General features: G+C 39.0%; 1 protein-coding gene. It reads right to left on the bottom strand.

Annotated elements, in window-relative coordinates; genetic code table 11:
* Positions 1-8,079 (bottom strand): HYR domain-containing protein (locus HMPREF9073_RS15160; protein ID WP_009414512.1); only part of this gene is annotated, 8,079 nt, incomplete at its 3' end.
* Between the last annotated feature and the right edge of the window lie 432 nt (positions 8,080-8,511).

Genomic DNA, 8,511 nt, shown 5'->3' with positions numbered 1-8,511 from the left:
TCCCTGAGTATTACAAGAAGCTTTTTGGGTAGCTGTTGCAGATATCTGCATTTGCAAATGAGATTTTTTTACTTCGAAGTGAAGTACTTGCGTACAATTGCTTGGGCTTTCGGTAAATACAATATAATAATGACCTGCTGCTAAAGCACTTCCGGCTGTTTGTGGTGTAGTTACTGCTGCCGCCGTACCTGTATCTACTTGCTGATGGGTACTATTATTGAATATTTTCCAGCTAATAGTGCTACCTGCTTGCCAACCGCTAAGGGTGTAATTTACTTTACCATCATTACCTTCAGCACAAGAAGTTGTAGGCGTTTGAGATAAAGTTACCGCTAAGGTAGAAAGTGTAGGCACTGGTATAGTAGCCTCATGTGTATAACGGCAACCTGTATCGGCATTGTATACTACAAAGGTATAACGTACCCCTGAAGTAAGGTTAGGTATATTAGCTTCCACACCTCCTGTTACCGGATTACCTTTGTACCAAGTATCACTACCTCCTGTACTATTAGGAACAACCTTAGGTGTTATCCAAGGAGCTATTGGATTTTGGATACCTGTGCGATATACAGCAAAGTAAGCATTAGCAGTAGTAGTGAATGAGGCTGTACTTGCTACTTTTACGTAAGCATTATGGGTAGTACTACAATTTGTAGGTGTATCATAACGTACCGTAATAGAGGTTGTATTTGCATTCACTACCGTTTGCAAGTGAGTTTCACAACCATTAGCATCGACGATAGTAATATTGTAATTACCATAGTTCAATCCTGTAAATGGCAGTGTAGTATTAGCGGCCTGACTATTGTGAGTAGCACTTTGCGTAGTGTTATGAGTTGTATTTTCAACCTTAACTGTATAAGGAGCTTTACCTCCTGTAATCAATTTCACTGCTAAATCGGCAGTAGGGGAGTTACAGCTAATTTGTTTAGTAACTGTGACTGTAGCGGTGAGTTGAGGCACTCCATTTACAGTAAAGTTTTGTGTAAACTCACAACCTCTATCGTCAGTGATTTTTAAGGTATAAACTCCTGGAGCTAAAGCCGTCATTGTTTGTACTGCATTAGAAGCATCTAACACTTGTACTGTGTGTGAAGAGGTTCCAACGTGATAATCGGACGGGGAGAGCAATAAAGCTCCATTAGCACGACCACAAGTAGCTGCTGTAACGGTGAGTGTACCTACAAGCAAACGCGGAGGATCACTACGCAAGGTTATATACTGTTCAGCTTTACACTCGCTACCATCAGGATAGTAACGCACTTGGAACTTGAAATCGGTATGAGTAGTAGCATTGGCACCATATTCGACTTGGCTTGTTGCCGAACCTATCGTACTATAAGTAGCTCCACTATCGGTGCTCACTCTAAATTCTTTGATAGCGACTGGGTCTCCACCTTTTGCTGTAAGCGTATAGGTTACTAAATTACCTTTACAATTTGCATACTGTTGATGGGTAGGTGATACTTGCAAGCTAAGTGCTTCAAACACTTTAGTAGTTACACTTGTTGTACAACCATAACCATCGGTAATCATAAAGGTGTGAGTACCTGAAGCTACTTCTTCAGGGTAAGTGAAGCTACCTGAAGAGAACGCATAAATGCTTGTACTACCTTGTTTTTGTACTTTGTAGTTACCATTACCACTCAAGATATTAATTACTACATATTTGGCATCACTAAATTGATAGCAATATGAAGCCGGTTCGGCAGTAGCCGAAATAGTATCAGGAGCTACAATCTCGAAAGTAGTTTGAGTAGTACAATTGTTATTATCAGTTACTACTAAACTATAAGTGCCAGGTGATAGGATAGAGAACTCTATCGGGTTAATAGAAGGAGCTGACATCGCACTAAGGGTACCTGTTACGAGTCCTACTTGGAAACGATAGTTAGGAGTACCCCCTGTAGCCGAAACTCTCACTTTTGCTTTTTGATTATTGAAACAAGTAGCTTTATCGGTTACTATTACAGTAGGTGTAATCACTCCAGGTTCACCTATTTTATAACCACCTGCAAGAGATACCACACAAGTATTTTGAGTAGCATCTTGTACGGTAAGTACTCCGTTTTGAGTAGCTGAAAGCCCCGTAATTGTAAAGACTCCTTGGGCGTTGAGTGTAGTGGTTGTCCAAGTAGTTTGATAAGGATCGGTAGTGTATTTCACTTGATTAGAAACAGGATTTACGACCCTTATAGCTACAGCACCATCGTGGTTACCATAACAACTTACATTTTTCTCGGCTCCGTATTTTTCAACACGCATTTGCTTATTAGCTTCTATATTGATGAGCTGAGTGATACTATTGTCACAGATTTTAGGTTGTTGGAATACTGTTATATTATCGATTACATAGTCGTTGCCTAAATTGTTATAGGTATTAACTGCTATATTTACGATTCTTATAATAAGTTGATTATCGCTAAATCCAGTTATTTCGGTAGCTAAGAAATCTGCTTTTAGGCTTGTCCACCCTACTCCATTAGTAGCCGTACCTGCATATCTGCTAAGGAGTAGCGAACCATCACTTTTACGAACTTCTATATTAAAGCGAGGTGCAATTCCTGCTGTAGGAATCAAGCTCATTGCATCTAAACTCACAGAAAGTGGTTTGTTAGGTTCTATTCCGTTCAAACGTTTTTCGTATACCTTTTCATTGCCTCCGCTACCTGCTATCGCCATATAGCGACCGCCTGAAGCATCGGCAGGAGGAGTTGTTACCCAACCAGATTGGAGGGTTACTGCTTTAGTGAGGATATAGTTACCATCGGAAAGGGTTCCCGTAGCTGCACAAGTGAACGCTGTGGTAGCATCAGAGAGACAACCATTGTTTCCTGTTCCAAAATCTTCTCTAAAGAGCACATTGTTAGTAGTATCGGTCACTACAGTTTTGTAATATATTGTGAGTGAGTGTACCCCAGATGTAAGCTCACGCACTACGGTGGTTCCACTCATCGATTGAGGAGTTTCACCATCAATGCTATATTCGTAAGTTTGTGAAGCAGTAGCTGAAACTGTGAGGGTTACAACCCCATTGCCACTATCACAACGATAGGTAATAGAGCTTATTCCTACTGAAGGAATTACATCAGGAGCCACCTTGATGGGCAATGAGATACGACATCCTTTGCTATCTTCAACAAATATATTACCTGAAGCTCCCATATAACCTATAGCAGTTGAACCAAAAGTAGCTCCTCCATCAAAACTATAACGATAAGGAGTCGTTCCGCCTGAAATATTAGCTACAGCTACTTTGTACTGTTTAGGGTTGTTTGTATCACAAGACTTATCGGCTAGTATGGAAGCAAAGCCTTGTAATGGTTTTTGAGTAGGAAGAATTACTACAGGTTTTTTGCTATAAGTACAAGTAGTAACTCCTACTTTTGCTTCGATGAATATTTCGTAAGTACCGGCAGTTAGGCCAGTGAACAGGCCACCTACACTAGTACGTGGATTAGGCAAGCGGTTACCATTAGCATCGAGTGTATAAAGGATTACTTTGCGTTTTTGATTAGGAACACCAAATATAGTATTGATGATTCCGGTATTAGATTGGGTTGCACAAGCAATTTCGGTAGTTGCCGATACAGTAAAGTTATGTGGATTAGGAGGTGTAACTGTCACCTTATTAGAAAGAGCAAATGCTCCGTTACGTGCATCACCTACTAAGAATACATATTCTCCTACTTGAGTGATATTAGGCACATCTATGGTTTTAGAACTTTCACTCACGCTTTGAGTAGCAATAGGGGTGGAATTCAAAGCTGCAGACTCATTAGCATGCTGTTGTACGCCATCTATCGACCATAAGAAGAAATGATAAGGTGCTTCGCCCCCTTCGGCTTTAAGCTCAAAGGTTGCTGTATTACACTGTTTGAAACCTTTGAAAGTAGCCATCATTGTCATCTTATTGAGTTTTTTAATCTCAAAAGAGTCGTTGAGTTCACAACCTACTACTTGAGGAGAGGTTACTTTTACGGTATAAGTACCTTGTGAAAGTCCATCTACAAGAGTTTCACTATTAGAAGTAGTGATATTTTTGACTCTTGTACCACTTGCATCAAATATCTGTATATTATAATTGATTCCATTAGTATTCATTGATATTTTTACGGAACCTTGTGTAAAATCAGTTTGATGAATTACATCAGTTACAGTACCTCCTAAGCCAGCTGTAAAGGCTTCGAAATAGAAGAAATTAGCACAGCTACCACTTTGTACTTTTAAGCGGTATTTACCTGAGGTATTGAGTTGGAAAATACTATTGGAGTGCAAAGGTGTCCAACATTGGTCGTCTGAATTTCTACAATCAGAAGAGGATTCGGTACAAGAGCCATTCCATTGTTGCCATTGGAAAGTAGTGTTCACATAGTTCACACTAATAGTTTTGCTTTTGCCATCACACAAATAGAAGTGGCTTGTCCAAGTATTATTATCGGCACAGGTTACTCCAACATTGTTTGCTTGAGATCGAATAGGATCGGTAGCCGTAGTTGCTGTTTGGAAGTTGATTACCTCTTCACTTGTGATTTGTACGCCATCGCAGATTTTAGTTTTTTCTACTCTGTAAGTGCCAGCAGTTCCTGCACCTGTATATTGATAGGTAGTATAAGTAGGTTGGAGCGTGCCATTAACAAACCATTTATAGGTATCAAAACCTTGTTCTGCAGTGAGGTTGAGTGTACTACCTACACAGAACACTTCTTGGCGAGAACAACCTGCTGTATTGATAGTCATAGAGTGAGTTCCTTCTTTAGCTTGAGGTGCTATATTACAACCAGGAGTTATACTACCATAATTCATTTGGTAGCTCATAGTGAAGTAATTGCCACAAGGTTTAGACGCTTCGGCACATCCTCCTATATGTTTCATTGGGATTTTGATTACCTTAGTAGCTCCACCCAAAGGAATAGTAGTACCAGGTATATTAAATAGGTAGGTTTTAGTGATAGGGTCATAGCTTTGTCCTGGAGCAATTCCTCCTTGGGTAGCTCCTGTTAGAATAGGATTACCATTGGTGATTAATCTTGCATTTACGGGCAATTTCACGGTGAGAGAAGCTGTACTAATAGCATTCTGACCTGTATTTTGATAAGAAATTTCGTATATAAACTCATCATTAGGATTGAGTTGTGTTACTGCTACCCCTGCGTTATTGGTATAGCGAGCATTTACAGTCATTTCCAAAGCACGCGATTTTACAATTACTTTGAAAGTACAAGTGCTGGTATTACCATAAATATCAGAGAAAGTATACACTACGGTATGTGTACCTATACCAAATTCGGTATTAGGAGTATGAGAACGTGTAGTGCGAGTTGTATCGAAACAAGTATCGGTAGCAGTAGGTTCAATCCACGATACTTTTTTACTACATTTGCCAGCATCGGCTATTACCGTAATATCAGAAGGGCAGCCTGAAATTACTGGGGGTGTTGTATCCTTAGGCAGAGAAACTGTTACGGTTTTGGTCATAGGGGTAGTAGAACCACCACAGCCTATATTACTTTTGAGTTGGTACTCTACCTCAAAAGTAGTAGTTTCGGAGATAGCACGAGAAAAAGTACGCTGTGTACCAAGAGGAGTGCTGGTAGTACGTTGTCCTGCTGCATTGAGTTGATACCAACGAATATCGAATAAGAAATCAGATAGACTAAAGTACAATTTAGCTTGATCTCCGCGACAATTGGCTGCAGCTGTTATCACCACATTAGGAGTAAAAGCAGTATTGATTTTCACCTCAATATCGTTTTGCACTGACTGACAGGCGTGAGTAGTACGCACCATATAACTACCATCGTCCAAATTATTAAAGACAGCATAAGTGTTGTTAGGATCAGTAGCTTGGAAAGTGATCGTTCTCACTGGAGTGGTGAGATTAGGTTTTTTAAATAGTGTAAAGGTAAGTGGATAAGAAATTTGCTGTCCTGTTAGATCTACAGAAATGATACCAGAACCGCTTGAAGCACTACAAGCAGAAGCCGAGAGCACAGGATCTAAAGAGGGTTGAGGTTTTACTGTAAATGGATGGTAATAGATTTGACTATGAGGGTATTTACCCGCCGCAGTGGGTAAAGCAGTCTCTACCTGCCAATGGACTGGGCTATTGTCTGTAGCTTGGTAATATAAATTCCTATATTTCAAGGCGTAATTACCTGGAAATAAGTTAGAAAAACTTCCTACAGGCTGCTGACTATATCCTTTGGGGGTTTTTGTATCGATATCTACATAATTTCCAGGAAAAGTTTCACGAGTCAAGTACACTTTAGGAGTTGATCCATACATTTCACCTAAATCATAAGTCACTTTTCCGCTATTACAAGTTGTTTCTACTTTAATGGAATCAGTAATTTTGCGCAGTAAAGCGATTTGAACAGTTGTGGTAGCTATATTGCCGCAAGCATCGGTGATAGAAAGGGAGTAAGTACCTGCTGGCAAATCGCCCCAACCGTAATAATGTTCATCATTCCAAGTCTGTACCAAAGGGAAAACTATAGTTTTAGTATAAGTAGCGGTTTCAAAAGGCAAGCGTGTTTGGAAAGAAATTGCAGAACGACCATCGGTAGGAGTCAATTTCACTGTAATTGGAAAGATTACTTCTTTGTTACGGCGGTAAATATATCTATAGAACGCCCCTGTATTTTCATAAACACCATAGGCATACCTTATATTTCTAAAAGCCTGAGCGGGGTCAATGCTTGCAGGAGGCGTTAATTCCACTGTTCTACAGAGTTCAGAGCAACCATTAGGGTGTTGGTAACGGATACGGTATTTACCAGAAGAGGGAAGATTTACTCTGGCACTATTGTTATCAGCTGCAAAGGTATGCCAAGCAGGTGTAATGATAGACCAAACCCCTGGAGACGTTTCTTTTTCTACAATAAATGTAGGCTTTACTTGTTCATTATTATATTTGACTTGTATTCTCCTTGTACCTCCATTGATTACATCTTTAACTTGACGATCTGCATATTGAAAATACATATACAATGTATAGGAAGCAGTACCACACTGATAAGTAGAAGCATCATTGTGATACAATCCTATTTGATAGCGGGGGTCAGAGGGACATTGGGGTATATCAATACCATTGTCTAATTCAACAGTTTGGACAATTGTATTTTTACCTCCATTTACGGTTATGCGTATTTGGTCACCTTTTTGGAAGATATAATCATCTACATAGAAGTTTTCATCTACAAAACGAGGTGTAGCAACAGGTTGAACTCTATTGAGAATCTCTACTTTTGCTTTTCCTTTAAAATAATTGTTAGCTGCTGCTCGATAAGGCTCAGCAAATACATACCCCCCATCTTTTTTTCTAATTATAAAATAGAGTTTGAACTTACAATTAGCCCCCATAGAAAAACGGGTCTGATACATTTGAATTTCAAAACAAGAAGGATCCTCAGGTTCTTTTATTTCTACAGGGACGTATTGTGTTTCTCCACAAACATTACTTATATTTGTTTTGTCGTGCACTACTAATACTACATTACCTGTGCGCAATTCTTTACCAGGGCCTCCTTGTATGGTAATAAATTTCGTAGCAGGTGAAGGACGATTGAAAGTTTGCATAGGAATTAATATATTTCCACTTTCATCAGTAACTGTTACTTCAAAAGGACCTGTACCACCAGAAGGAATTTTGAACTGTATTTGTCCATCAATCACTCCCGCACAAGTAGGTGCTATACCTTCAGCTGTGATATTCATAGTTTTATAGGTAGTAGTAATGGTAACAGTTCTTACAATTGGTTTTACCCCTACTGCGTTGTTATCATAGACTGTAACCGTATAAACTCCTGGTTGCAAATCGGCAAACTCATAGGAGGCTGGAGTACCCGAAAGGGCTTGTAGACTTGGGCTTCCTGAAGGTTTTGTCAGTTCAACAGAGTAGTTACCTGAAGAAGTACAACCTGCAGGCATAGGTGATTTAGGCTGTGCTGTCACACGTAACTTCGCATCCGACTTACACTGCCCAGCAGTAGGAGTTAGTTGGACATCAAAACATTCTTGTGCTGATACTGATAAACCTACCACAAATAATACAATTGCTATTAGAAACTTTTTCATAATTGAAATGAGTACTTTTGTTCTGAAAAAACGTAAAATGATTCACAAAAGTATATTTTTTTTATGAAAGTAACAATAGTTTTACACACACTTAGCATTACAGAAGAATTTTTCTTAAACAAACATTTGTTTATCAGCGTTTTAGAACAAAGTTAAATCTTGTTAATACATTGTTAAATAACAATAATTAGCAAATATAAATGATTTTTACAATTGAGTTTTTAGAAAATCTTTTAGTTAAACACCTTTAGAAAAGATTTCTTTTACGTTTTTGTAATACGGTATTTATCCATTGCATACCCTCCATTAAGGGGCTTAAAGGATTGAGGATTGGCGTTTGCAATAGGTGCATTTTCAAAGAAGACGTGTTTGGTGGTTATAATATGTAAAGCTACCAATTCAATAGTTGCAAGAATACTATGAATTGGTAGC

The organism is Capnocytophaga sp. oral taxon 326 str. F0382, from assembly GCF_000318295.1.
Lineage (GTDB): Bacteria > Bacteroidota > Bacteroidia > Flavobacteriales > Flavobacteriaceae > Capnocytophaga > Capnocytophaga periodontitidis.
Note: the sequence above shows the minus strand (reverse complement) of the source record. Positions and strands in the feature narration are given on the sequence as shown.